Source organism: Actinoplanes sp. NPDC049118 (assembly GCF_040648555.1).
Classification (GTDB): Bacteria; Actinomycetota; Actinomycetes; order Mycobacteriales; family Micromonosporaceae; genus Actinoplanes.
In genome coordinates this window covers 76818-102492 of sequence record NZ_JBEZDY010000030.1, presented here as the reverse complement: position 1 = coordinate 102492, position 25675 = coordinate 76818, and the positions used below count along the sequence as shown (strand labels likewise).

19 protein-coding genes and 1 pseudogene are annotated in these 25675 nt (G+C 72.1%); 17 read left to right on the top strand and 3 right to left on the bottom strand.

The features are described 5' to 3' along the window. Positions 1–160 precede the first annotated feature (160 nt). The 3 genes from AB0B58_RS35190 (at position 161) to AB0B58_RS35180 (ending at position 3329) form a co-directional block, all read left to right on the top strand. Positions 161–1501, top strand: coding sequence for an extracellular solute-binding protein (locus tag AB0B58_RS35190; RefSeq protein WP_360233017.1), 1341 nt, complete (start codon positions 161–163; stop codon positions 1499–1501). Positions 1502–1575: 74 nt separating this feature from the next. Then, a complete protein-coding gene (locus tag AB0B58_RS35185) occupies positions 1576–2421 on the top strand; it encodes a sugar ABC transporter permease (protein ID WP_360233059.1) in 846 nt (281 codons plus the stop codon). Further along, on the top strand, positions 2421–3329 hold the full coding sequence (locus AB0B58_RS35180; protein WP_360233014.1) for a carbohydrate ABC transporter permease: 909 nt from the start codon (positions 2421–2423) through the stop codon (positions 3327–3329). The genes AB0B58_RS35185 and AB0B58_RS35180 overlap by 1 nt, the downstream gene beginning before the upstream one ends. On the opposite strand, the gene AB0B58_RS35175 is transcribed toward AB0B58_RS35180, so the two are convergent. Both AB0B58_RS35175 and AB0B58_RS35170 read right to left on the bottom strand, forming a co-directional pair. Further along, positions 3307–4350, bottom strand: coding sequence for a LacI family DNA-binding transcriptional regulator (locus AB0B58_RS35175; RefSeq protein ID WP_360233056.1), 1044 nt, complete (start codon positions 4348–4350; stop codon positions 3307–3309). The two genes, AB0B58_RS35180 and AB0B58_RS35175, sit on opposite strands and share 23 nt — an antisense overlap. A 79-nt stretch (positions 4351–4429) precedes the next feature. Then, on the bottom strand, positions 4430–5527 hold the full coding sequence (locus AB0B58_RS35170) for an endo-1,4-beta-xylanase (protein ID WP_360233011.1): 1098 nt from the start codon (positions 5525–5527) through the stop codon (positions 4430–4432). A gap of 302 nt (positions 5528–5829) precedes the next feature. Here AB0B58_RS35170 and AB0B58_RS35165 point away from each other — a divergent pair, with 302 nt between their 5' ends. The 6 genes from AB0B58_RS35165 to AB0B58_RS35140 all read left to right on the top strand — a co-directional run bounded on the left by AB0B58_RS35165 (position 5830) and on the right by AB0B58_RS35140 (position 14706). Further along, the gene (locus AB0B58_RS35165) at positions 5830–7101 is read left to right on the top strand and encodes an SGNH/GDSL hydrolase family protein (protein WP_360233008.1); all 1272 of its coding nucleotides are present in this window, start codon (positions 5830–5832) and stop codon (positions 7099–7101) included. A 13-nt stretch (positions 7102–7114) separates the two neighbouring features. Continuing rightward, positions 7115–10087 carry a glycosyl hydrolase 115 family protein gene (locus AB0B58_RS35160; RefSeq protein WP_360233005.1) on the top strand — a complete coding sequence of 991 codons (2973 nt, stop codon included), beginning with the start codon at positions 7115–7117 and terminating at the stop codon, positions 10085–10087. Continuing rightward, the gene (locus AB0B58_RS35155; RefSeq protein WP_360233002.1) at positions 10084–11322 is read left to right on the top strand and encodes an SGNH/GDSL hydrolase family protein; all 1239 of its coding nucleotides are present in this window, start codon (positions 10084–10086) and stop codon (positions 11320–11322) included. Before AB0B58_RS35160 ends, AB0B58_RS35155 begins: the two co-directional genes overlap by 4 nt. Then, positions 11319–11831, top strand: coding sequence for a DJ-1/PfpI family protein (locus AB0B58_RS35150; RefSeq protein ID WP_360232999.1), 513 nt, complete (start codon positions 11319–11321; stop codon positions 11829–11831). The genes AB0B58_RS35155 and AB0B58_RS35150 overlap by 4 nt, the downstream gene beginning before the upstream one ends. A gap of 71 nt (positions 11832–11902) precedes the next feature. Continuing rightward, entirely contained in the window at positions 11903–13327 is a 1425-nt protein-coding gene (locus AB0B58_RS35145; RefSeq protein ID WP_360232996.1) for an endo-1,4-beta-xylanase, read from the top strand. Positions 13328–13395: 68 nt separating this feature from the next. After that, the gene (locus AB0B58_RS35140; RefSeq protein WP_360232993.1) at positions 13396–14706 is read left to right on the top strand and encodes a PHB depolymerase family esterase; all 1311 of its coding nucleotides are present in this window, start codon (positions 13396–13398) and stop codon (positions 14704–14706) included. Between the two features lie 75 nt (positions 14707–14781). Here the strand turns inward: AB0B58_RS35140 and AB0B58_RS35135 are convergent, their stop codons facing one another. Continuing rightward, a complete protein-coding gene (locus AB0B58_RS35135; RefSeq protein WP_360232990.1) occupies positions 14782–16530 on the bottom strand; it encodes a VWA domain-containing protein in 1749 nt (582 codons plus the stop codon). A gap of 288 nt (positions 16531–16818) precedes the next feature. Between AB0B58_RS35135 and AB0B58_RS35130 the strand changes: the two genes are divergently transcribed. The 8 genes and pseudogenes from AB0B58_RS35130 to AB0B58_RS35095 all read left to right on the top strand — a co-directional run bounded on the left by AB0B58_RS35130 (position 16819) and on the right by AB0B58_RS35095 (position 25490). Further along, positions 16819–17574, top strand: coding sequence for an ABC transporter ATP-binding protein (locus AB0B58_RS35130; protein ID WP_360232987.1), 756 nt, complete (start codon positions 16819–16821; stop codon positions 17572–17574). Next, positions 17561–18256 (top strand): ABC transporter ATP-binding protein, encoded by a 696-nt coding sequence (locus AB0B58_RS35125; RefSeq protein WP_360232984.1) that lies wholly within the window; start codon positions 17561–17563, stop codon positions 18254–18256. The genes AB0B58_RS35130 and AB0B58_RS35125 overlap by 14 nt, the downstream gene beginning before the upstream one ends. Positions 18257–18287: 31 nt before the next feature. Further along, complete coding sequence (locus tag AB0B58_RS35120) at positions 18288–19541, top strand: ABC transporter substrate-binding protein (RefSeq protein WP_360232981.1); 1254 nt, start codon at positions 18288–18290, stop codon at positions 19539–19541. Further along, positions 19538–20410 (top strand): branched-chain amino acid ABC transporter permease, encoded by an 873-nt coding sequence (locus tag AB0B58_RS35115; RefSeq protein WP_360232978.1) that lies wholly within the window; start codon positions 19538–19540, stop codon positions 20408–20410. Before AB0B58_RS35120 ends, AB0B58_RS35115 begins: the two co-directional genes overlap by 4 nt. Further along, positions 20407–21342 (top strand): annotated as a pseudogene (locus AB0B58_RS35110) (branched-chain amino acid ABC transporter permease); the annotation flags it as partial. The gene AB0B58_RS35115 and the pseudogene AB0B58_RS35110, both read left to right, overlap by 4 nt. Positions 21343–21467: 125 nt before the next feature. Then, a complete protein-coding gene (locus AB0B58_RS35105) occupies positions 21468–22232 on the top strand; it encodes a 3-hydroxybutyrate dehydrogenase (RefSeq protein ID WP_360232976.1) in 765 nt (254 codons plus the stop codon). Continuing rightward, positions 22217–24151, top strand: coding sequence for a GAF domain-containing protein (locus tag AB0B58_RS35100; protein ID WP_360232974.1), 1935 nt, complete (start codon positions 22217–22219; stop codon positions 24149–24151). The genes AB0B58_RS35105 and AB0B58_RS35100 overlap by 16 nt, the downstream gene beginning before the upstream one ends. A gap of 4 nt (positions 24152–24155) precedes the next feature. Continuing rightward, positions 24156–25490, top strand: a complete 1335-nt coding sequence (locus AB0B58_RS35095; RefSeq protein WP_360232971.1) for a tannase/feruloyl esterase family alpha/beta hydrolase — start codon at positions 24156–24158, stop codon at positions 25488–25490. Positions 25491–25675: the final 185 nt, after the last annotated feature.

The window sequence follows — 25675 nt, the reverse complement described above, 5'->3', positions numbered from 1 at the left end:
GGGCCTTGACACGTCAATCGCGAAATCCTACGTTAACAAAATCTCTCGGTAACTTGCGGTTGTCGATCGAAAGTTCCAGAATCCTGGGGCCGGGATCGACCGTCACCCCCTCAGCCATCGACTCGCCGCATCCGTGCGGCTCTCGAGTACGGAGATCAGCGTGGAGCGCAGCCCGATATCCCGTCGCAACTTCCTCAGCCTCACCGCCGCCGCCGGCGCCGGCGCCGCCCTGGCCGCCTGCGGCAGCTCCGGCCCCGGCGGTGGTTCCAACGGCGGCGACAAGGCCGGAACGGCCAGCTACTGGTTCCTCACCGGACAGCCCGGTGAGGGAATCCGGCAGACCGCGGCGGAGCGGTTCAACAAGGCCAACCCGAACAACAAGCTCGAGTTCACCGCGTTCGAGAACGACGCCTACAAGCAGAAGATCAAGACGGCCATCGGCGCCGGCCAGGCGCCGACCCTGATCTGGGGCTGGGGCGGCGGCGGCCTGAAGAGCTACGTCGACGCGGGCCAGGTCGAGGACCTGACCGGCTGGTTCGGCGAGAACGCCGCGGTCAAGGACCGGCTGTTCCCGTCGTCGTTCGGCCCGGCGACCATCGGCGGCAAGATCTACGCGATGCCGTGCGAGACCGTGCAGCCGATCATCCTGTACTACAACAAGAAGGTCTTCGAGAAGGCCGGCGCGCAGCCGCCGCAGTCGTTCGAGGACATGATGGCGCTGGTGCCGAAGTTCAAGGCGGCCGGCGTCGCGCCGTTCTCGCTGGCCGGCAAGTCCCGCTGGACCAACATGATGTGGCTGGAGTTCCTGCTCGACCGCATCGGCGGCCCCGAGGTCTTCCAGAGCGTCTTCGACGGCGAGAAGGACGCCTGGTCCGACCCGGCCGTGCTGGACATGCTCACCAAGATCCAGCAGATGGTGAAGGACGGCGCGTTCGGCAAGGGCTTCTCCTCGGTCGACGCCGCCGGCAACGCCGACCAGGCCCTGCTCTACACCGACAAGGCGGCGATGATGCTGCACGGTGGCTGGACCTACGGCAGCATGAAGAACGACGGCGGCAACTTCGTCTCCGGCGGCAACCTCGGCTGGATGAACTTCCCGCCGGTCGCCGGCGGCAAGGGCGACCCCACCAACACGGTCGGCAACCCGGGGCAGTACCTCGCGATCTCGTCCAAGGCCACGGCCGAGCAGAAGGAGACCGCGAAGAAGTTCTTCACCAGCGGCGTGCTCGACGCGGACGAGACCAAGGCCTGGATCAACGACGGCGGCTCGGTACCGGTAGCCAAGGGCACCGAGGCCATCCTGGGCGCCTCGCCGGACGCCGCGTTCCTCAAGTACGTCTACGACACCTCCGTCAACGCCAAGGTCTTCGCGCAGTCGTGGGACCAGGCGCTGAGCCCGACCGCCGCCGAGGCCCTGCTGGACAACATCGCCAAGCTGTTCCAGCTGCAGGTCACGCCCCAGCAGTGGGTCACCAACATGAACCAGGTCATCGGCAAGTGACGGCCCTTGCTCCGCCCCCGGACGCACTGGCGGGACGCTCCTCCACCGGCGGGCGGAGCAGGTCCGTGTCCTGGATGGTGCTGCCGGCGCTCGCCATGTTCGTGGCGTTCGGCGTCGTGCCCCTGCTGGGCGTGCTCGGCCTGAGCTTCACCCAGTGGGACGGCATCGGCGACATCCACCCGGCGGGCCTGGACAGCTGGCGGCACGTGCTGACCGAGCCCGGGCTGGCCCACGCCGTCTGGGTGACGTTCCTGGTGATGGCGCTCTCCTGGCTCTTCCAGACGCCGCTGAGCCTGCTCATCGGCGTCTTCCTCGCCTCGCACAAGCGGTACCGCGGGCTGCTGGCGGTGCTGTACTTCATCCCGCTGCTGCTGAGCTCGGCGGCCATCGCGATCACCTACAGCGCCTTGCTGAACCCGAACTTCGGGCTGGGCGCCGGGCTGAACATCCCGCTGCTCAACCAGGACTGGCTGGGCCAGGGCAACCTGGCCCTGTGCGTGGTGGTGTTCGTGGTGTCCTGGCAGTTCATCCCGTTCCACTCGCTGATCTACCAGGGCGGCGTGCGGCAGATACCCAGGTCCATGTACGAGGCGGCGGAGATCGACGGCGCCGGCCGGGTACGCACGTTCTTCCACATCACCCTGCCGCAGCTCAAGTACACGATCATCACCTCGTCGACGCTGATGGTGGTGGGGTCGCTGACCTTCTTCGACCTGATCTTCGTGCTCACCGCCGGGGGGCCCGGCGACGCCACCCGGGTGCTGGCGCTCGAGATGTACCAGACCGGGTTCAAGGCGAACCTGATGGGACCGGCCAGCGCCATCGCGGTGATCCTGGTGCTCGTCGGCCTGGGTCTGGCCCTGCTGCTGCGCCGGATCGGCGGCGGCAGCGCGACCGACAGCCAACTGGAAGGTGCCTGATGGCCATCTCGACCCGGCCGGCACTGCCGAAACCCGCGGGGCCGGCACCCACCCGGCACGGCGGGCCGCGGCGCAGGCCGTCGGTGCTGCGGCGCTGGAACTGGCTCGGCGGCGGCTTCGGCTGGCTGTGGCTGCTGGTGGTGATGCTGCCGATCTACTGGATCGTCATCACCAGCTTCAAGACGCGGGCGAACTACTACGCGCAGAACCCGCTCGTCCCGCCGGCCGATCCCACCCTGGAGAACTACCGGCAGGTCTTCGAGGCCGACTTCGCGCGGTACTTCACCAACAGCCTGGCGGTCACGGCGGGTGCGACGCTGCCGGCGGTGCTGATCTCGTTCATGGCGGCGTACGCGATCGTGCGCGGCGGGGCGGGCAGCCGCTTCCTGCGCTCGGTCAACGGCCTGTTCCTGATGGGCCTGGCGATCCCGTTGCAGGCGGTGGTCATCCCGATCTACCTAATCATCATCCGGATGCAGATGTACGACACCCTGATGGCGATCATTCTGCCGTCGATCGCCTTCGCCATCCCGCTGTCGGTGCTGGTGCTCGCGAACTTCATCAGGGACGTGCCGAAGGAGCTGTTCGAGTCGATGCGCCTCGACGGCGCCACCGAGTGGGGCACCCTCTGGCGGCTGGCCTTCCCGCTCACCCGCCCCGCGCTGGTCACCGTGACCATCTATCAGGGACTGGGCGTCTGGAACGGGTTCATCCTGCCGCTGATCCTCACCCAGAGTCCCGACCAGCGCACGCTGCCGCTGGGACTGTGGAGCTTCCAGGGTCAGTACGGCGTCAACGTGCCGGCCGTGCTCGCCTCCGTCGTGCTGACCACGCTGCCGATCCTGATCTGCTACGCCGTCGGCCGGCGTCAGCTGCTCAGCGGCCTCACCGCGGGCTTCGGGAAGTGACCAGGTCGGCGTCGGCGGTGCTGTCCCGGACCACCAGCTCCGTCGCCAGCTCGACGCGAGGGGCCTGAAGGGTCTCGCCGCGCGCCATCCGCAGGATCGTGCGCGCGGCGAGCCCGCCCATCTCGGCGAGGGGCTGCCGCACGGTGGTCAGCGGCGGCGAGGACCAGCGCACCTCGGGCAGGTCGTCGAAGCCGACCACGCTCAGGTCGGCCGGCACCTGTAGCCCGCGCCGGCGCGCGGCCTCGTACACGCCGAGCGCCATCTGGTCGCTGGCGGCGAAGACGGCCGTCGGCGGGTCGGCCAGATCGAGCAGCCGCCCGCCGGCCGCGAAGCCGGACTCGTGGTGGAAGTCGCCCGGCACGATCAGCGCGTCGTCGACGGCGATGCCGGCGGCGTCGAGCGCGGCCCGGTAGCCGTCCAGCCGGGCCCGGCTGCAGAGCAGGTCCCTGGGGCCGGCGACCAGGCCGATCCGGCGGTGCCCGAGGGCGATCAGATGCTCGGTGGCGCTGAGCCCGCCCGCCCAGTTCGTCGCGCCGACGGTCGGCACGTCGGCGCCCGCGCCGTTCGCCGGGTCGATCACCACGGCCGGGATGTGCAGGCGGTGCATCTGGGCGAGGACCGGCGAGTTCACGTCGGACATCACGAAGATGACGCCGTCCGAGGTGCGCGCCCGCAGGTTCGCCAGCCACTGCCGGGTCGCCGTGGCCTCGTGGTGCACCGCCGAGACGACCGTGCCGACCCCCGCCGCGTGTGCGATGTCCTCGACGCCGCGGATGAGCTCGACCGCCCACGGGCTGTCCAGGTCGTTGAAGACCAGATCGATCAGCTGCGCGCGGCCGGGTTGCCGAGAGTTCCGGCGCCGGTAACCCTGCTCGCGCAACAGCTGCTCGACCCGCTCACGCGTCTCCGACGACACGTCCGTACGCCCGTTGAGCACCCGCGACACCGTCGGAACGGACACGCCGGCGGCGTCGGCGATGGCCGCGATGGTCACCCGCCTGCCGTCCTGGGTCATCGCCATCATCCTCGCTTCCGAGCCCTCCCGGGCTGGAAGTTTCGGACCCGGTTCCGGGAGTATGGCACAGGCTCCGCCCGGGGGTTCAGCGCCCGGCCAGCGTCAGGGTGTCGCGCATCGCGTAGTACGCCGGCTTGCGCACCAGGTCCTCGTCCAGCGGGGTGGCCGAGCCCTCGCCGGAGAAGACCCCGGGCACCCAGGAGTAGCGGTCGGTGAAGCCCCAGAGCGTGTACGACACGCAGCGCCGGGCCAGCAGGCAGGCCTGCAGAAGTGAGTTGAAGCCCGACACCTGCGCCTGCACCTTGATCGGATCGGTCGGCAGCGGCATCCGCACGTCGACCTCCGTCAGCGCGCTCTCCAGGCCGAGCGCCTCGAACCGGCGCAGGTTGGTCAGGGTGTCGCCGGGCACGCCGTACTGCACGGCGAGGTGGCCCTGCACGCCGTAGCCGTGCACCGGCACCCGCTGCGCCTTCAGCTCCTTCACGAGGCGGTGGTACGCATCGCTCTTGGCGTTGACGCCCTCGTTGTTGTAGTCGTTGAGGTACAGCTTGGCGCGTGGGTCGGCCTGGTGCGCCCAGCGGAACGCGTCCGCGACGTAGCCGGGCCCGAGGTTACGCAGCCAGATGGTGTCGCGCCAGGTGCCGTCGTCGTTGAAGATCTCGTTGGTCACGTCCCAGTGGTAGACCCGGCCCTTGAAGTGCGAGACCTCGTCGATGATGTGCTTGCGCAGCAGCGCGCGCAGCTCGGCGGGGGTGAACGCCTCCTCGGTCAGCCAGGACGGGTTCTGGCTGTGCCAGACCAGCGTGTGGCCGCGCACCTTCTGGCCGTTCGCGCGGGCGAAGTCCACGAGCCCGTCCGCGGCCGCCCAGTCGTAGGTGCCCTGCACCGGCTCCACCAGCTGCCATTTCATGACGTTCTCCGGCGTCACGGAGTTGAACTCGCGCGCCGTCGCTTCGCGGTACGGCGCGTCGTCGGCCAGCGCGGTGGTGTCGACGGCGGTGCCGATCCGCAGGCCGGCCCGGTCGGCGGCGACCCGTAGTCCGGCGTCGCCGCCGGGTGCGCCCGCCCGAGCGGGTGCCGGTTGTTCCATCGTGGCCGCCGGTCGTGTCGCCGCCGCGGGGGAGGCGGCGACCAGCGCCAGCGACGCCAGCGCCAGCGCACTCGCAATTCTGTGGATTCTCACTGTCGGACCGTCCTTCCCAGACCTGCGCAGGCGGCCGTGGGGACCCGCGGCGCAGGGGTTTCGAAGATTCCGAGAAATTCCGTTACGTGTCCGGAAGATAGGCCAGTGCTGCGCCTCGGTCAACCGGCTACAACGTGGACGGACAGCCGTGAAGATCAATGAAAACAACGCGGTGATCTGGGACGTAACAGTCTCTTGACGAGACTTCGACCTGCCTCTATGTTACGAGAAATCGCTTGGAGTATTGCCGAAACTTCCGGAACTCCGTCCCGCCACGACGCCATGGCCGACGAAGGAGACGCATGTCCACCAGACGCGAAGTGCTCGCGCTCGCCTCGGGCGCCGCGCTCGCCGCGGCGGCCCCCGCGCAGGCCGCGGCGGCGGGCGGAAGCCGCGAACCGGCGGGCTGGACCGCGACTTGGGCGGCCGTGCCGACCACGATCCCGCCGGGCGCGCCGACCGTCCTCGAGGACCGGACCGTTCGCCACGTCGTGCACGTCAGCGCCGGCGGCGAGCGGGTACGGGTCCGGCTGACCAACGAGTTCGGCGATCGGCCGCTGTTCGTCGGCGAGGTGCGGGTCGCCCGCCGGTCCGGTGACGGCGCGAGCACCGACACCCTGCCCGGCACCGATCGGCGGGTGACTTTCGGTGGACGTGCCGCCGCGACGATCCCGGCCGGTGCGCCGCTGGTCAGCGACCCGGTCCGGCTGCACGTCCCGGCCGGCACGGAGCTGGCGATCAGCCTCTACCTGCCGCGGCGTACCCCCGTCACCACCCTCGCCGCGTTCGCCTATCAGGACAACGTGATCGCGGCCGGCAACGTCACCGCGGCCCCGACCGTCACGCCGACGGCCGTGCTCGCGCAGAACCTGTTCCTCTCCGGCGTCAGCGTCGAGCGCCGCGCCGGGGCGGCCGTCGCGCTCGGCGACTCCATCACCAACGGCGCCGACACCGTCGCGAACCTGAACCACCGGTGGCCCGACCTGCTCGCCCGGCGGCTGCGTGACGCCCGCATCGACCGCGGGGTGGTCAACCTCGGCGTCTCGGGCAACCGGCTGCTGCACGACCCCAACCCGCCCGCGGGCAGCGGCGCCGAGGCCTACGCGGCGTACTTCGGACAGAGCGCGCTGCGCCGCTTCGACCGCGACGTGCTCGCCCAGCCCGGTGCGCGCTTCCTGATCGTGCTGCTCGGCGTCAACGACCTCGGCCACCCGGGCACGGCGGCGCCGGCCGACGAGACGGTCACCGCGGACGACCTGATCGCCGGGCACCGGCAGCTGATCGCCCGCGCCCACGAGGCCGGGCTGTCGGCGTACGGCGCCACGGTCCTGCCGTTCAAGGGCGACACCCTCGGCTTCTACTCAGCGGAGAACGAGCGGAAACGCGCGACGCTGAACCGCTGGATCCGCACCGGCGGCGAGTACGACGCGGCGATCGACTTCGACGCCGCGATCCGCGACCGCACCGACCCCCTGCGGCTGGCCCCGGCCTATGACAGCGGCGACCACCTGCATCCCAACGATGCGGGCATGGCCGTGCTGGCGGCCGCGGTCCCGCTGCGACTCCTTCGATAGGAACGGCGTACCCATGAAGGCTCTTCTCGCCCTCGCGGCCCTCGCCGCGCCGCTGTTCGTAGCGGTGCCGGCCGTCGCGCAGGCCGCACCGGAGGACGTTCTCGCCTCGGCGGACCGCGGCGGCTACGTCTCCGCGCTGCCCGGCCGCGGCCGTTTCCCGCTCGTCGCCGACGGCCGCGCGGCCCCGCTGGTGGTCAGCGCCGGCGACCACGCCGGGGTCATCCGCGTCCTGGACGACCTGCAGACCGACATCGCGGCGGTCACCGGGGTCACGCCGGTGGTCGCACACGACCGGATCCCCGGCGGACGGGATCCGGTGCTGGTCGGCACGGTCGGCAAGAGCCCGCTGATCGACCGCCTCGTGGCCGCGGGCAAGCTCGACGTCCGCGGCCTCGCCGGCCGCTGGGAGACCACCGTCGAGCAGGTCGTCGACAACCCGCTGCCGGGCGTACGCCGGGCGTTCGTCATCGCGGGCAGCGACCAGCGCGGCACCATCTACGGCGCCTACGACCTGTCCAAGCGCATCGGCGTCTCGCCGTGGCGGTTCTGGGACGACGTGCCGGTGCGCCACTCCGACGCCGTCTGCGTGCTGCCCGGGCGCCACACCCAGGGCACGCCGGCGGTGAGGTACCGCGGCTTCTTCATCAACGACGAGAACCCGGCCACCGGCACCTGGGCGCCCGGCTACTTCGGGCCCGGCAAGGCGCCGGGCTACCCGGGCGGCCTGAACGCGGCCTACTACGCCCGGGTCTTCGAGACCATGCTGCGGCTGCGCGCCAACTACCTGTGGCCGGCGGTCTGGGGGCGCGCGTTCGCCGAGGACGACCCGCAGAACCACGCCACGGCCTCGTACTACGGCGTCGTCATGGGCACCTCGCACGAGGCGCCCATGATGCGCGGCATCGAGGAGTGGAACCGGCATCCCACCGGTACCGGCGAGTGGAGCTTCCGGCGCAACCCGGACGCCATCAAGGCGTACTGGCGCGACGGCGCGCAGCGGATGGCCGATCAGAGGATCGAGGGCGTCATCACGCTCGGCATGCGCGGCAACGGCGACGTGAGCCTGCCCGACGGCGACGGCATCGACCTGATGGACTCGATCATCGACACGCAGCGCGGGATCCTGCGTGACACCGGACTCATCGGCGCGCCGCAGGTGCAGACCCTCTACAAGGAGGTCCAGCGCTACTGGGACGGCGGCTACCGGCCGCCGGACGACGTGACCGTGGTCTTCTGCGACGACAACTGGGGCAACCTGCGCAAGCTGCCGGACGCCTCGCTGCCGCCCCGCGGCGGTGGATACGGGATGTACTACCACTTCGACTACGTCGGCGGCGGCCGCAACTACAAGTGGGTCGACACGATCAACCTGACCAACACCTGGGAGCAGCTCGACCTCGCGTACCGCTCCGGGGTGGACCGGCTGTGGATGGTCAACGTCGGCGACCTGAAGAACGAGGAGCAGCCGACCCAGTTCTTCCTCGACTACGCCTGGAACCCCGCCGCCTGGCCGCTCTCGCGGCTCGGCGAGTGGGAGCGGCAGTACGCCGCGCAGAACTTCGGTCCAGGGCTCGCCGCCCCGATCGCGGACCTGCTCGGCGACTACGGCCACCTGCAGTCGCGGCGCAAGCCCGAGCTGCTGAACCGGCGGATCACCATCGACCCCGCCACCGCGCAGATCAACTACGACGACGAGGCGAGCCCGTTCAGCCTCACCGACTACGGCGAGCTGGACCGGGTCACCGCCGAGTGGCAGCGGCTCGGCGCCCGCGCGGACCGGATCAAGGCCGCGGTGCCCGCGGCCTGGCAGGACGCCTACTTCCAGCTGGTCTACTACCAGGTCAAGGCGACCGCCAACCTGTACGCGCTGCGCCGCGCGGAGTTCACCAACATCAGGTACGCCGCGCAGGGCCGCGCCGCCACCAACGACCTGGCCGACGTCGCCGAGGCCCGGTTCGCCGACGACCAGGCGCTCAACGCGTACTACAACACCGCCCTGGCCGGCGGGAAGTGGCGCGACTGGCAGCTCCAACCCAAGATCGGGTACGGCAACGTGGCCCGGTACGGCCCGAACGCGCCGTGGCAGCAGCCGGAGAAGGACAACGTGGCGCTGCCGGACGAGATCTACCCGTACCTGAAGCGGATCGAGCTGCCCGCGGCGGCCGGGATGGGCGTCGCGCTCGACGGCGGCGACCCGGTCACCCTGCCCGCGTTCAGCCCGTACCAGGCGCAGCCCGCGCAGTACATCGACGTGTACAACACCGGAACGACGCCGTTCGCGTACCGGATCAGCCCGGCCGTGCCGTGGGTGCACGTCACGCCGGCCGCCGGCCGGGTGGAGAAGGAGATCCGGGCGACCGTGCGGGTCGACTGGTCCCGGGCGCCGAAGGGCCGGACCACCGTGCCGATCACGGTGACCGGGCCGGGCGGCGCGAGCACCGTGGTGCAGGCGCCGATCGACAACCCGGTGCTGCGCCCCCGCGGCTTCGTCGAGGCGAACGGCTACGTCGCGATGGAGGCCGACCACTACAGCCGTGCCGTCGGCGACTGGCGGCTGCTGCCCGGCATCGGCAAGACCGGCAACGGCATGACGCCGCTGGGCGGGACCGGTGCCCGCCTCGAGTACGCGATGACGCTGACCAGCACCGGCCCGGTCAAGGTCACGGCCGTGCTGTCGCCGCGCAACAACGTGCGCCCGACGGACGGGCTCAAGTACGCGGTCTCGCTGGACGGCGACGCACCGCAGACGGTGAACATCACGACGGCGACCGGCGCCAACGACACCACGATGAACCGGCAGTGGGAGCGCAACACCTCGGACAACGCCAACGTCACGACCACGACGCACACGGTCGCGGCCGTGGGCACGCACACCCTCAAGTTCTGGATGGTGGATCCGACCGTGATCGTGCAGCGCCTGATCGTCGACACCGGGGGAGTCAGGTACAGCTACCTCGGCCCGCCCGAGAGCCGGAGGGTCCGATGAACCGCCGATCGCTGCTCAGCCTCGGTGCGGCGGCGGCCGCCTCGGCGGCGACGATTCACCACAACCGGCCGCGGCCCAGGGACTGGCTGCACACCTGGGTGTCGATGCCGCAGCTGACCGAGCCCGGCAACATGCCGCCGGCGCCGTTCAACGCCGACGGCGTGGTGCTGGCCGACGCCACGCTGCGGCAGACCGTGCACACCTCGATCGCCGGCTCGTCCGTGCGGGTGCGCTTCTCGAACGCCTTCGGCGGCGCGGTCCTGCCGATCACCGGCGTCACCGTCGCGCTGCCGCTGGACGGACGGGCCGGTGCGAGCGCGATCGTGCCGGGCTCGGCTCGCGTGGTCACCTTCTCGGGCCGGCCGGGCGCCTCGGTGCCGGTCGGCGCCCAGGTGGTCTCGGACCCGATCGACCTCGACGTGCCCGCGCTGACCAACCTCACCGTGACCGCCTACCTGGCCACCGGCCAGGCCTCCGCGGCCATCACTTCGCACCCCGGCTCGCGGACCACCTCGCACCTGCTGCGCGGCGAGCATCTCGCCGCCGCGGAGCTGCCGGGCGCGACCCCGGTGGACCACTGGTACTTCCTCAGCGGGGTGGAGGTGCGCACCGCCGGCACGGCGACCGTGGTGCTCGGCGACTCGCTGACCGACGGGCGCGGCTCGACGACCAACGGCAACGACCGGTGGCCGGACCGGCTCAAGGCCCGGCTGCGGCACGTCGCGGTCCTCAACCAGGCGGCCGGCGGCAACCGGGTGCTGCAGGACGGCCTCGGGCCGAACGCCCTGGGCCGGCTGGACCGCGACGTGCTCGCGCTGGGCGGCGCCGACCGGCTGATCGTCTTCGAGGGCGTCAACGACATCGGTACGGCCGTCGCCACGGTGGACGCGCAGCGCCAGGTCGGCGAGGACCTGGTGGCCGCGTTCGACCAGATCGTCACCCGGGCACACGCGCGCGGCATCGAGGTGTACGGGGCGACGGTGACCCCGTTCGGCGGCAACACCAACTACGACGACGCGGACGGGCTGCGCGAGGGCACCCGCCGCACGGTCAACGACTGGATCCGCCGCTCCGGGCGCTTCGACGCCGTGCTCGACTTCGACGCGGCGGTCCGTGACCCGATCGGGCGGCGGCGTCTGCTGCCGGCGTACGACACCGGCGACCGTCTGCACCTCAACCCCGCCGGGTATCAGGCGATCGCCGACTCCGTGCCCGATCGGCTGTTCCGCCGATGACGACCATGACGAACGTGGCGGTGCTGGTGCCGCCCAGCGGCGGGCGGGCCGGGCTGGCGACGTACCGTGCCGTGTTCGGCGGCCCGGTCTTCGATCTCTCGTTCGCCGCCGTCGGCCTGCCCTTCGCCGGGCGTGACCTGCTGGCGCGGGCCGACATCCTCGCGGTGGCGCCGTCCACCCGGGACGCGCACCACGACGGCGCGGAGGTGGCCGGGACGCTGCGCGACGCGGCCCGCCGCAACTGCCGGATCCTGGCGGTGGGCGAGGCCGTCCTGACCGTCGCCGCGGCGGGCCTGCTCGACGGCCGGCGGGTGTCGACCTGCCCCGCGTACGCCGAGGAGTTGCGGCGCCGCTATCCGCGCGTGCGTACCGCGGCCGGCGTGCGCTACGTCGACGACGATCCGATCTTCACGGCGGCCGACGGGCCGGCCGGCCTGGACCTGTGCCTGCACCTGGTCCGCAAGTACCACGGCGCGGCGGCGGCCGCCGCCATCGCACGCACCCTCTGATCCGTCACGTTCCGTCCCCGCTGTCCCCGTCCGGTATCTGGGAGCGCTCCCAACTGAGAAAGGCGCACCGCATGAACCAGTTCTCCGTCCCCGCAAGTGCCACCCGGAGATCCCCGCTCCGGGTGGCCACCACCCTGATAGCGGCGAGCGTCGTCGCGGCCGGCGCCGCGGTGGCGCTGGCGTCCTCCGCCGACGCCGCCACCACGCTGGGCGCCTCGGCGGCGGCGTCGGGCCGGTACTTCGGCGCCGCCGTGGCCGCCAACAAGCTGTCGGACTCGACCTATGTGGGCATCCTCAACCGCGAGTTCAACAGCGTCACGCCCGAGAACGAGATGAAGATCGACGCGACCGAGCCGTCGCAGGGCCAGTTCAGCTACACCAATGCGGACCGGATCGTCAGCCACGCGAAGGCGCAGGGCATGCAGGTCCGCGGCCACACGCTCGCCTGGCACTCGCAGCAACCCGGCTGGATGCAGAACATGTCCGGCACCGCGCTGCGCAACGCGATGCTCAACCACGTCACCCAGGTCGCCACCCACTACCGCGGCCAGCTGTCCGCCTGGGACGTGGTGAACGAGGCCTTCGCCGACGGCAGCAGCGGCGCCCGCCGCGACTCCAACCTGCAGCGCACCGGCAACGACTGGATCGAGGCCGCGTTCCGCGCCGCCCGCGCCGCGGACCCCGCGGCGAAACTCTGCTACAACGACTACAACACCGACGACTGGAGCCACGCCAAGACGCAGGCCGTCTACACGATGGTCCGCGACTTCAAGTCCCGCGGCGTGCCGATCGACTGCGTCGGCTTCCAGTCGCACTTCAACAGCAACTCGCCGTACCCGAGCAACTACCGCACCACGCTGTCCAGCTTCGCCGCCCTCGGCGTCGACGTGGCGATCACCGAGCTGGACATCGAGGGATCCGGCACCGCGCAGGCCACCTCCTACCGCAACGTCGTCACCGACTGCATCGCCGTCCCGCGCTGCATCGGCATCACCGTCTGGGGCATCCGGGACACCGACTCGTGGCGGTCCAGCGGCACCCCGCTGCTGTTCGACGGCAGCGGGAACAAGAAGGCCGCGTACACCGCCGCGCTGGACGCCCTGAACGGCGCACCGCCGACGAACCCCACCACCCCGCCGACCACGCCGCCGACGACTCCGCCGACCAGCCCGCCGACCTCGCCGCCCACCACCCCGCCGACGGGCGGCGGCTGCACCGCGAGCGTGACCCTGAACCAGTGGAACGGCGGCTTCACGGCCGCGATCCGGGTCACCGCCGGCTCCGCCGCGGTCAACGGCTGGGCGGTGACGCTGACCCTGCCGTCCGGCGCCACGGTCACCAACACCTGGAACGCGGTCGCCGGCGGCAGCAGCGGGACGGTCCGCTTCGCCAACGCCAGTTACAACCCGCGGATCCCGGCCGGCGGCAACACGGAGTTCGGCTTCCAGGGCACCGGAACCGGGCCAAGCGCCACCCCGTCCTGCGCCGCGTCCTGACCAGACCGCCCCGGCGCGGGGCGCCATCCCCCCGCGCCGGGGCCCCGCCCCCGGATCTGAGGAATGCCATGAAGAGACTCGCTCACGCGTTACTGGCGGTGGCCACCGCCGCGGCGGCGATCGTCGCCTCGACCACCCTGCTGCCGGCCACGCCGGCGGCCGCGGCCTCGCTGCAGGAGGTCACCGGGTTCGGCACCAACCCGACCGGCCTGCGGATGCACCTGTACGTCCCGGACCGGCTGCCGAGCAACCCGGCGCTGCTCGTGGCCGTGCACTACTGCACCGGCTCCGGCCCGGCCTTCCATTCTGGAACCCAGTTCGCGTCCCTGGCGGACCGGTACGGCTACATCGTCGTCTATCCGTCGGCGACGAGGTCGGGCAACTGCTTCGACGTCTCCTCGCCCGGGGCGCTGCGCCACGACGGGAACAGCGATCCGGTCGGCATCGTCTCGATGGTCCGCTACGTGCAGAACCGCTACCGCACCGACCCGGCCCGCACGTTCGTCACCGGCGCCTCGTCCGGCGCGATGATGACAAACGTCCTGCTCGGCGACTACCCGGACGTGTTCCGGGCCGGCTCGGCGTTCATGGGCGTGCCGTTCGGCTGCTTCGCCACCACCGACGGCTCCGGCTGGAACAGCGCCTGCGCCAACGGGCAGGTCACCAAGACCCCGCAGGCGTGGGGCGATCTGGTCCGGGCCGCGTACCCGGGATACTCCGGTGCCCGGCCGCGGATGCAGCTCTGGCACGGCACCGAGGACGCGACGCTGCGCTATCCGAACTTCGCCGAGGAGATCAAGCAGTGGACGAACGTGCTGGGTGTCAGCCAGACGCCGGTGCTCACCGACTCGCCGCAGTCCGGCTGGACCCGCACCCGGTACGGGTCCTCGGGCACGGCGGCGCCGGTCGAGGCGATCAGCGCCGCCGGGGTGGGGCACTCGCTGCCGACCAGCGGCATGGCCGAGCGCGCGATCGCGTTCTTCGGCCTCGACGCGCCGACGGTGCCGGACCCGAGCGGCTCGGCCACCACGCCGCCGCCCTCGCCCAGCACGCCGCCGCCGGCGGGTGACTGCCGGGTCGGCTACACGGTCAACGCCTGGAACACCGGGCTGACCGCGTCGATCACCATCACCAACACGGGGCCGGCCCTGACCGGCTGGACCCTCGGCTTCACGCTGCCCGCCGGGCAGGTCATCACCTCGGGCTGGAACGCGACGTACGCGCCGTCGAGCGGGGCCGTCACCGCCCGCAACGTCTCGTACAACGGCGCGCTGGCGACGGGCGCCTCGACCGGCATCGGCCTGCAGGCGACGCACACCGGCGACAGCGGCAGGCCGACGGCGTTCACGCTCAACGGCGTCGCCTGCGCGATCGCCTGACGCCGGCCCTGAGACGGCCTGCTGCCCCGGTCCGGGTGAGCCGGGGCAGCAGGCGCACCATCACCCGATGGCTCGTCAGGCGCCGGAGCGGCTGCCGATCGCGCGCAGGAAGATGTCGCCGATCTTGGCCGGGTCCTCCGCGATGAACACGCCGCCGGAGCTGGTCGCGTTCGTGATCGCGGTGAGCTCGTCGCGGTCGACGCCGGTGCCGATGCCGATGATCACCATGCGGACCGGGCGCTTCGGGTCGCGCAGCTTCTTCAGCTTGGCGAGCAGCGCGCCCCGGGTGAGGCCGCCGGGGTTCTCGTTCACCCCGTCGGTGAAGAGGAGCACCGAGTTGACCCGGCCGGGCTGCCAGCTCTGCTGCACGTTCTCGTACGCGGCCAGGGCCGTGTCGTACAGGCCGGTGTCGCCGTCCCGCTTGGGCTCCATGTTCTGGATCGCCTCGCTGAGCTTGTTGCGTGCGGAGGTCAGCGGGCTGATCGCCACCTGCTCCTTCCACGGCCGCTTGCCGACCATGTCGGTGGAGAAGATCCAGTTGCCGACCGCCCACCGGTCGTCGAAGAGCGACAGCCCCTCCACCGCGGCGCGCTTGGTGAGCTCGTTGCGGGTGAGGTTGCCGGCGGTCGGCACCTTGGTCAGCATCGAGCCGGACACGTCGAAGACGGCGAGGACCCGGCCCGGCTGCGTGATCGCCGTCCAGCTGCCGAGCACCTGGCTGATCGCGGCGGTGGTCTTGCTGGCGATCGCGGCCGCCTGGCTGGCGTCGGGCGAGGCCTGCACGACCGGGGTGGCCGCCTGGGGCGCGCCCTCGGGCGCGGCGAAGCCGGCGCCGGCCGAGCCGTCGGGATTGCGCAGCCCCGCCGCGGCGATCGCGTTGCGGAAGGTCGCGCCGCGCAGCGCGCCGTGCAGGGCGGCGGCGGCCGCCGCCTTCTGCGGGTCGACCTCCGGCATGATCGCGAACGGGTAGTCCAGCGCCGCCGGCGCCGGGTCGAGGTAGAGCGCCGCGAGCTGGACCGGCGGCTTGGTCGCGTTGTACGCGACCACGTCCTCCTCCGACAGCGGGGCGGCGCTCAGCGCGGTCGTCACGTCCTGCGCCGAGCCCGGGAACTTCTCCACCAGGTCCTGGCGGATGCTCGAGCTGTTCGCCGCCAGCGCCCGCAGCGCGCCGACCTTCGTCTTGGTGCCCGCGGCGTCGTCGCCGGCCGCGGCGCCCAGGGCGAGCAGGCCGGACAGGCCGGCGGAGTCCCGGGTCGGGTCGACGATGCCGGGGCGCAGGGTCTTGCCGCCGGTCAGCGCGGCGAGCATCTCCTGCCACGTCAGCTGCTTCGCAGGCCAGCCGAGCGTCTGTGCGACCGGTGCCGGCATGGCCAGCACGACGGGGCTCTCGGCGACGGGCTCCCGGTCGGTCGGCGAGAAGCCTGGGGCCTCGGCGCTCACCCGCAGCAGCCAGGACGAGGAGTCCGGGATCCACACGTCCGGCACCTCGGCCTGGCCCGGCGCGCCGCCGAGCCCGGTGAGCGTGACGCCGTGCCGCTGCGCGATGGCGGCGGCGCCGGTGGCCGGCTCGAGCTCCTTGACCTTCACCGCCACGCAGACGCCGTCGACCTGGGCGTCCTGCTCGACCCACGCGTCGGCGGCCGTCCGGACGGCCGCGGCTATCTCGGCGGCCGCGGCGACGTCCAGGCTCACCTGGCCGGAACAGTCCTTTGCGGAGAGCTGCTCGTAGCCGAGCCAGGAGCCGCCGCCGACGAGGACGACGGCGGCCAGGGCCGAGGCGAGGATCACGGTCAGGCTGAAGGTTCTACGGTGGCGTCCGGACACCGCTCCATGGTCCGCAAGCGAAGATCGGATTGCCATGGATGTTCGGACGAATATTCATGTCCGCTGCAAACTTATGCCGGAACTAAACTTCCACATGTGCCGAGACCACACTGGATCGCCCATTTCGGGCGCCGTTTTGGTGAACAGCGGGTTACGCGACGTGGTGACGTCCCCCACTGAATTGCGTTCAGATGTGTGCGTATTCCACATGGCGTGTGCTGTCGTTCCGCCAATAGTGTTGCGCATCACAGGGCGTCGCCGTCGCCCCGGTCTCCGGAGGGGGTCAGGTTGCCGCCGATACTCCAGGCCCGCGGGCTCGCCAAGCAGTTCCGCGGATTCCATGCCGTCGACGGGGTCGACCTCGACATCGCGGCCGGCAGCGTGCACGCGCTCGTCGGGCCCAACGGTGCCGGCAAGTCCACCCTGTTCAACCTGCTGACCGGCTTCCTGCGCCCGAGCCGGGGGAGCATCACCCTCGACGGGAACGACGTCACCGGGCTGGCGCCGGAGCGGGTGGCCCGGCTGGGAGTGGCGCGCTCGTTCCAGATCACCACCCTGTTCCCGCAGGTCACCGCCCGCGAGCACGTCGAGCTGGCGCTACAGGCGCCGACCGGTCTCGGCTGGCGGTTCTGGCGCTCCGAGAGCCGCCTGGGCCGGTTCCGGAAACGGGCGCTCACCCTGCTGGACGACGTGGGGCTCGCCGACGCGGCCGAGGTGCCCGCCGCCGCCCTGGCCTACGGCCGCAAACGGGCCCTGGAACTGGCCGTGGCGCTGGCCCTCGACCCGCGGGTGCTGCTGCTCGACGAGCCCACCGCCGGCATGGGCGCCGAGGACGTCGAACGCACCATCGCGCTGATCCGTCAGGTCCGCGCCGGCCGCACCGTCGTGCTCGTCGAGCACAACATGCGCGTGGTGGCGAACCTCGCCGACCGGGTCACCGTGCTCACCCACGGCACGGTCCTGGTCGAGGGCGGCTACGCCGAGGTACGCGCCGACCCCCGCGTGATCACCGCCTACCTCGGAGAATCCCATGCTGACCGTTGAGGGACTCAGCGCCTGGTACGGCGAGGCTCAGGTGCTGCGGGACGTCGATCTCGCCGTCGCCGAGGGCGAGATCGTCACGCTCGTCGGGCGCAACGGCGCGGGCAAGACGACGTTGCTGCGCTGCCTGATGGGCCTGCACGCGCACTCCTCCGGGCGCCTCGCCTTCCTCGGCGACACCGCCTTCGCGTCCCGGCCGGCGTACCGCCGGGCCCGCGCCGGCATCGGGTACGTGCCCGACGACCGCGGCGTGTACGCCACCCTGAGCGTCGAGGAGAACCTGCTGCTCCCGCCGGTGGTCGGGCCGGAACCCTGGCCGCTGACCCGGATCTACGACACGTTTCCGGTGCTGGCGCGGCGGCGGCGCTTCGCGGGCACCCAGCTCTCCGGCGGCGAGCAGCAGATGCTCGCCCTGGCGCGGGTCCTGCGCAGCGGCGCCCGGCTGCTGCTCTGCGACGAGCCGACCGAGGGCCTCTCGCCGCTGCTGGTGCAGCAGATCGGCGACATCCTGCGCGAGATCAAGGCCGCCGGCGTCACCGTGCTGCTCATCGAACAGAACCTGCACTTCGCGACCACCGTGGCCGACCGACACCACCTGCTGTCCGAGGGCCGCGTCGTCGAGACGCTCGACAACGGCGCGGTCCGGCAACGAGAACACGAACTGCTCGCGTACCTGGGCATCTGACCCCTCCTCCACGCCCCCAAGGAGATTCCCCATGCGAAAGACCACCAGAGCGCTCACCGCCGCTCTGGCCGCCGGCACGCTGCTGGTCGCCGGCTGCGGCCGCGGCGGCCCCGGCGGCGATGCCGGCGCCAAGGTGAGCAACGACAAGATCGTGCTGGCCGTGCTCAACGACCAGTCCGGCGTCTACGCCGACCTGTCCGGCAAGAACAGCATCGAGGCGGTCAAGATGGCCGTCGCCGACTTCCAGGCGAAGTACGGCGACAAGGCGGTCAGCTCCGACATCGAGGTCGTCTCCGCCGACCACCAGAACAAGCCGGACATCGCCAACTCCAAGGCACAGGAGCTCTACGACCGCCAGCAGGCCGACGCGATCCTCGACGTGCCGACCTCCTCCGCGGCGCTCGCCGTCGCCGGCGTGGCCAAGGCGAAGAAGAAGCTCTACTTCAACGTCGGCGCCGCCACCACCGAGCTCACCGGCAAGCAGTGCAACAAGTACACGTTCCACTACGCGTACGACACGTACATGCTCGCCAACGGCACCGGGTCGGCGGTCACCCGGGAGGGCGGCAAGAACTGGTACATCGTCTACCCGGACTACGCGTTCGGGCAGGACATGGAGAAATCGTTCAGCACGGCGATCGGCTCGGCCGGCGGCACCGTCGTCGCCAAGGACCCGACGCCGTTCCCGAACGACAACTTCTCCACCTTCCTGCTCAAGGCGCCCGGGCTCAAGCCCAAGCCGGACGTGCTCGGCGCCATGCAGGCCGGCGGCGACCTGGTCAACCTGGTCAAGCAGTACAACGAGTTCAAGCTGCGGGAACAGGGCATCAAGCTGTCGGTCGGCCTCATGTTCATCACCGACATCCACTCGCTGGGCCCGGACGCGTTCGCCGGTACCACCTTCACCGACGCCTGGTACTGGAACTTCGACGACCGAAACCGGCAGTGGGCCGACCGGTTCACCGCCAAGACGCAGACCCGGCCGTCGTTCGCCCACGCGGCGAACTACTCGGCCGCCCTGCAGTACCTGGAGGCGGTGCAGCGGGCCGGCACGGACGCGGCGGACGCCGTCGTCGGGCAGCTGGAGGGCTACAGGTACGACGACGTGTTCGCCCGCAACGCCACCGTCCGGGCCGGCGACCACCGGGTCGTGCACGACGTCTACCTGGCCGAGGTGAAGCCGAAGAGCGAGGTCACCACCGACTGGGACTACGAGAGGATCCTGCGCACCATCCCGGCGGCCGAGGCGTTCCGGCCGGAGTCCGCGGGCGGCTGCACGCTGTGACCAGCTTCCTGCAGCAGTGCTTCAACGGGCTGGTCAGCGGCGGCTTCTACGCGCTGCTGGCGCTGGGCCTGGCCGTCATCTTCGGCATGCTCGGCGTGGTCAACTTCGCACACGGCGCGTTCTTCATGCTCGGCGCGTTCGGCGCCTACCTCGCCCTGGCCGAGCTCGGCATTCCGTTCTGGGCGGCGCTGTTCCTCGTGCCGGCGACGCTGTTCCTGCTCGGCATGCTGCTCGAACGCACCCTGATCCGGCGGCTGACCCCGTTCGATCCGCTCTACAACTTCCTGCTCACCTTCGGGCTGACCCTGGTGCTGCAGGACGCGGTCAAGCGCGAGTACGGCGTGCAGTCCCAGCCGTACCCGCGCCCCGCGGAGCTCTCCGGCTCGATCGACCTGGGCCTGTTCGACTACCCGGCGTACCAGGTGTTCGTGCTCGCCGCCGCGGTCGTGCTGTGCACCCTGGTCTGGCTGGTGCTGACCCGGACCCGGGTCGGCATGGTGGTGCGGGCCGCCACCGAGCGCCCCGAGCTGACGGGCGCGCTCGGCGTCAACGTCGGCCGCTGGGTGACGCCGGTCTTCGCGTTCGGCGTCGCCCTCGCCGGCCTGGCCGGCGTGCTGGCCGCGCCGATGCGGGCGGTCAACCCGCTGATGGGCGCCGACCTGATCATCGCCGTCTTCGCCGTGGTGGTGATCGGCGGCCTCGGCTCGGTGTTCGGCTCCGTGGTGGCCGGCTTCGCGATCGGCGTGGCGCAGTCCCTCGGCAACCTGTACGTGCCGGCGCTGTCCCAGACACTGATCTTCATCATCATGGCCTGCGTGCTGCTGTGGCGGCCGGCGGGGCTGTTCGGACGCGAGGAGGCCCGCACGTGATCCGGCTGCTGCTGCACCACACCGAACCCGCCGGCCGCCGACCGCTGCGCTGGCTGCTGCTGGCCGCCGGGCTGTCGCTCGCCCTCGCGCTGCCCTGGCTGATCTACCCGCCGGTGGCCATGGACATCGTCACCTGGGCGCTGTTCGCGGCGGCGGTGGACCTGCTGCTCGGCTACACGGGCCTGCTCTCCTTCGGCCACGCCGCGTTCTGGGGCACGGCCGCGTACACCTCCGGCCTGATCGCCATACACAGCGGGCTGCCGTTCCCGGTGGCCGTGCTCGGCGGCGCGGCGCTCGCCGCCGCGCTCGCCCTGCCCATCGGCTATCTCTGCGTGCGCAACACGGGCATCTACTTCGCGATGGTCACCCTGGCGTTCGCGCAGATGGTCTACTTCGTGGCCAACCAGTGGCGCGACGTCACCGGCGGCGAGAACGGCCTGCAGGGCATACCGCGCGAGCTCTTCGGCGCGGACCTCAGCGATCCGTTCGTCTTCTACTACGCCGGGCTGCCGATCATCCTCTTCGGACTCTTCTGCCTGTGGCGGATCGTGCACTCGCCGTTCGGCCACGTGCTGGTCGCGATCCGCGACAACCCGGCCCGGGCCCGGGCGATCGGCTATCCGGTCGACCGCTACAAGCTGCTGGCCTTCGTGCTCTCGGCGGCCCTGTCCGGCCTCGCCGGCGGCCTGTTCGCGATCAGCCACGGCTTCGCGTCGCTGCAGGAGGTCTACTGGACCACCTCCGGCAAGGCCGTGATGATGGTCGTGCTCGGCGGCATCGGCACGCTCTGGGGCAGCACCCTGGGCGCCGCCCTGGTCGTGCTCCTCGAGGACTACCTCTCCACCTCCGGCTTCAACGGCATCGGCCTGGTCACCGGCACCGTCTTCGTGCTCGTGGTCCTGCTGTTCCGGCAGGGCCTCTGGGGCGCCGCGCGGCAGCTCGGCGCCGCCGTGTCCCGCGCGGCGCGAAGGCCTGCCGCCGAGCCACCCCCGCCGGCCGGGGACGCGCCGGCCGCACCCGTTCACACCACGTCGACGACTTCGCGCTGAGGGGCATCATGGACACCAGCACTGCCGGCGACAGCCTGGCCGGACGGACCGCCGTCGTCACCGGCGGGGCCGGCGGCATCGGGCGGGCCTGCGCGGAACGGCTGGCGGCGGCCGGCGCCCGGGTCGTCGTCATCGACCGCGACGGCGACGCGGCGGCCCGCGTCGCCGAGAAGATCGGCGGCATCGCCGAGACCGTCGACCTCTCCGACCTGTCCGCGGTGGACCGCATCGACCCGGACGTCGACATCGTGGTCAACAACGCCGGGCTCCAGCATGTCGCGCCGCTGCACGAGTTCCCGCCCGAGACGTTCTCGCTGATCCTGCGGCTCATGCTGGAGGCGCCCTTCCGGCTGGTGCGGCGCAGCCTGCCGCACATGTACGCGCGGGGCTGGGGCCGGATCGTCAACATCTCGTCGGTGCACGGGCTGCGTGCCTCGCCGTTCAAGGCGGCGTACGTCTCGGCCAAGCACGGCCTCGAGGGCCTCTCCAAGGTGATCGCGCTCGAGGGCGCCGAGCACGGGGTGACGTCCAACTGCGTCAACCCCGCGTACGTGCGGACGCCGCTGGTCGAGGCGCAGATCGCCGCGCAGGCGGCCCGGCACGGCCTGGACGAGGAGCAGGTCGTCGAGCAGGTGATGCTGACGCCGGTGGCCATCAAGCGCCTCGTCGAGCCGGCCGAGGTGGCCGACCTGGTCGCGTACCTGTGCTCGCCGCAGGCGTCCTACGTCACCGGCACCTCGGTCGTGATGGACGGCGGATGGACCGCACATTGACCGCGGCGTTCCTCGACCTGCTCCTGCGCGAGGCCGCCGCGGTCGAGTTCGAGCGTCCGCTGCTGGAGGCCCGGGCGCAGGGCCGCCCGCCGGCGGAGCTGGCCGAGCTGGACGAGCTGCGGGCCCTGGCGCTGCAGGTGCGGGCGCTGCTGGAGCGCCGGCGGCGCCGCGAGGCGGAGCTCAGCGCGCTTGTCGACACCGTCGGCGACCTGGCGACCCTGCGCGACCTCGACGCCGTACTGGAGGCGATCGTGCGCCGGGCCCGCGAGCTGCTCGACGCCGACGTCGCCTACATGACCCTCAACGACGAGCAGCGCGGCGACACCTACATGCGGGTGACCTACGGCTCGGTGTCGGCACGCTTCCAGCGGCTCCGGCTGCCGCTCGGCGCCGGCCTGGGCGGCCTGGTCGCGCAGACCGCCGCGCCGTACGTCACCGCCGACTACGCGGCCGACGCGCGCTTCCAGCACACCGCCGAGATCGACGGCGGCGTCACCGAGGAGGGGCTGGTCGCCATCCTGGGCGTGCCGATGCGCCTCGGCAGCCGGGTGCTCGGCGTGCTCTTCGCCGCCAACCGCAGCGCCCGGCCCTTCACCCGCGAGGAGGTGACGCTGCTGGGCTCGCTCGCCGCGCACGCCTCCGTCGCGCTGGACAACACCCGGCTGCTCGGCGAGACCCGGGCGGCGCTCGCCGAGCTGGGCGCGGTCAACACCGTGGTCCGCCGGCACAGCGAGTCGCTGGAGCGGGCCGCGGAGGCGCACGACCGGATGGCCGAGGTGATCCTGCGCGGCGGCGACCTGGACGGCCTCGCCGCCGTCGTCGCCGAGGTGCTCGGCGGCGAGCTGGCCATCCTGGACGCCGACGGGCACTGCCTCGCCGCCGTCGGCGACATCGACGGGGTCGGTTCGCTGGCCGCGGCGGCGGTGGCGGGCCGCGGCCTGGGCCGGGCGACCCGCAACGGCGAGCACTGGCTGCTCGCCGCGGGCGCCGGCAACGAGGCGCTGTGCACCCTCGTGCTGCGCGCGCCGGGCGAGCTGAGCGAGACCGACACCCGCATCCTGGAACGCGCCGGGGTGGTGACCGCGCTGCTGCTGCTCTTCCGGCGAAGCCTCGCGCAGGCCGAGGGCCGGGTGCGCGGCGAGCTGCTGGAGGACCTGCTGAGCCGGCGGGTGGACGACCCGGTGACCGTGCGGCAGCGGGCCCGGCGCCTCGGCGTCGACCTCGACGCCGCGCACGTCCTGGTCGTGGTCTCCTGCCCGGCCCGGCACCGCGAGCGGGCCGCGCAGTGGAGCTCCGCGCACGCGGCGGCCTGCGGCGGGCTCGCCGCGCAGCGCGACGGATACGTGGTCCTGCTGGTCGGCGGCGACCATCCCGGCGAGGCCGCCCGCCGGGTGGTCCGCGAGCTCGGCGCCTACCTCGGCGGGCCGGTCACCGGGGGCGGGACCGGGCCGATCACCGGGATCCGGCCGGTGCCCGCCGCCTTCGCCGAGGCACGCCGCTGTGCCTCGGCGCTGCAGGCGCTGGGCCGCGCCGGCGACGGCGCGAGCGCCGCCGAGCTGGGCTTCGTCGGGCTGCTGGTGGGCGCCGAGCGCGACGTCGGCGCGTTCGTCACCGACACCATAGGCGCGCTGCTCGAGTACGACCGCCGGCGCGGGACGGCCCTGGTGCGGACGCTGGAGTCCTACTTCGACGCCGGCGCCAACGCGGTACGGGCCGCCGAGGTGCTGCACATCCACGTCAACACGGTGACCCAGCGCATCGCCCGCATCGGGCAGGTGCTCGGCGACGGGTGGCAGCAGCCCGAGCGCGGCCTCGAGCTCCGTCTCGCCCTGCGCCTGCACCGGCTCGCCACCCATGACGGGCGCTCCGACAGTGTGGTCGACGGCCATGGTCCGGACGACGAACGCGCCGGAGCATGACGGGATGCTGCCTTCCCTCAGCGCCGCTGCCGTCCTGCTGGCGGCCGTCCTCGTACCCGTACCGCCGTCGCACCCGGCCCCGTGTGCCGGCCGGCCGGCGCCCACCGTCCCGGGCGCCGAACGGCAACAGGCCGCGTGCCTGGACGACCTGACCACCGCCGGCACCGTTGCCGGCGGCCACACCGACACCGCCGACTGGGCCGGGCTGACCCCGGCCGGCGCCCGCAACCCGAGCGGGGTGCCCGGCATCCAGATCGACGGCTACTTCCCGGACACCTCGACCACCAACACCACGCACGGCTGGAACCACGACTCCCAGTTCGTGCTGCGCCTGCCCGACCGCTGGAACGGCGGCCTGGTGGTGGCCGGCTCGCCCGGCGTACGCGAGCAGTACGCCAACGACTTCGCCATCAGCGACTGGGTCCTCGCACGGGGCTACGCCTTCGCCGCCACCGACAAGGGCAACGTCGGCGCCGCCTTCCACCGCGACGGGCGCCGCCCCGGCGACGCGATCGTGGAGTGGAACCACCGGGTCACCCAGCTGACCCGGGCGGCCCGCGCGACGGTCGCGCGACGCTACGGACACGCACCGCTGCGCACCTACGCCGCGGGCCTGTCCAACGGCGGCTACCTCGTGCGGTGGCAGCTGGAGAACCATCCCGAGCTGTACGACGGCGGCGTCGACTGGGAGGGCACGCTCTGGCATCCCGACCGGCCCAACCTGCTCACCTTCCTGCCCCCGGTGCTGCGGGCGTACCCGCAGGACCGGCCCGCCGAGGTCATCGCCGCGGGGTTCGCACCGGGCTCGGAATTCCTCTGGGACTTCCACCACCGCGTCTACTGGGACCTCACCCAGCGGATCTACCGCGAGGAACTCGACCCGGACTACGACGGCCCGGCCGAGGCCGGCACGCCGTTCTGCGCGCCGGGCACCCCCGCCTGCGACGCCGACTACGACTACGCGGCCCGCCCGGCGGCGGTGCGCGCGGCCATCGGCCGGATCGCGCTCACCGGCCGCATCGGGCGGCCGCTGATCACCCTGCACGGCACCCTCGACGCGCTGCTGCCGATCGGCAAGGACTCCGACGTGTACGCGGCGATGGTGCGCGAGCAGCACCGCGACCGGATCTTCCGGTACTACCGGATCGAGGGCGGCAACCACGTCGACGGCCTCTACGACACCTATCCGGACCGGCTGCGGCCGATCCTGCCGTGTTTCCGCGACGCTTTCACCGCGCTGACCGGCTGGGTCGAGCGGTGGCAGGCGCCGGCACCCAGCCGCACGGTCGCCCGCCCGGCGTCGGGCGACCTGGCGAACACCTGCGCGCTCGCCGGCTGAACGGGACCCGCCCGCCCCGCACGCGGCGGGGCGGGCCCGGTTCCGACGCGGACCCCGCCGGGATTCAACGGACCCGGCGGGGTCCGCGGCTCGCGGCGGGCGCTTTCCAGGCCCGGCCTCCGCCGCGCCCCGACGGGTTCTGTCGTACCCGTGCGGTATCAAGGACACGTCTCCCCGGAGATCGT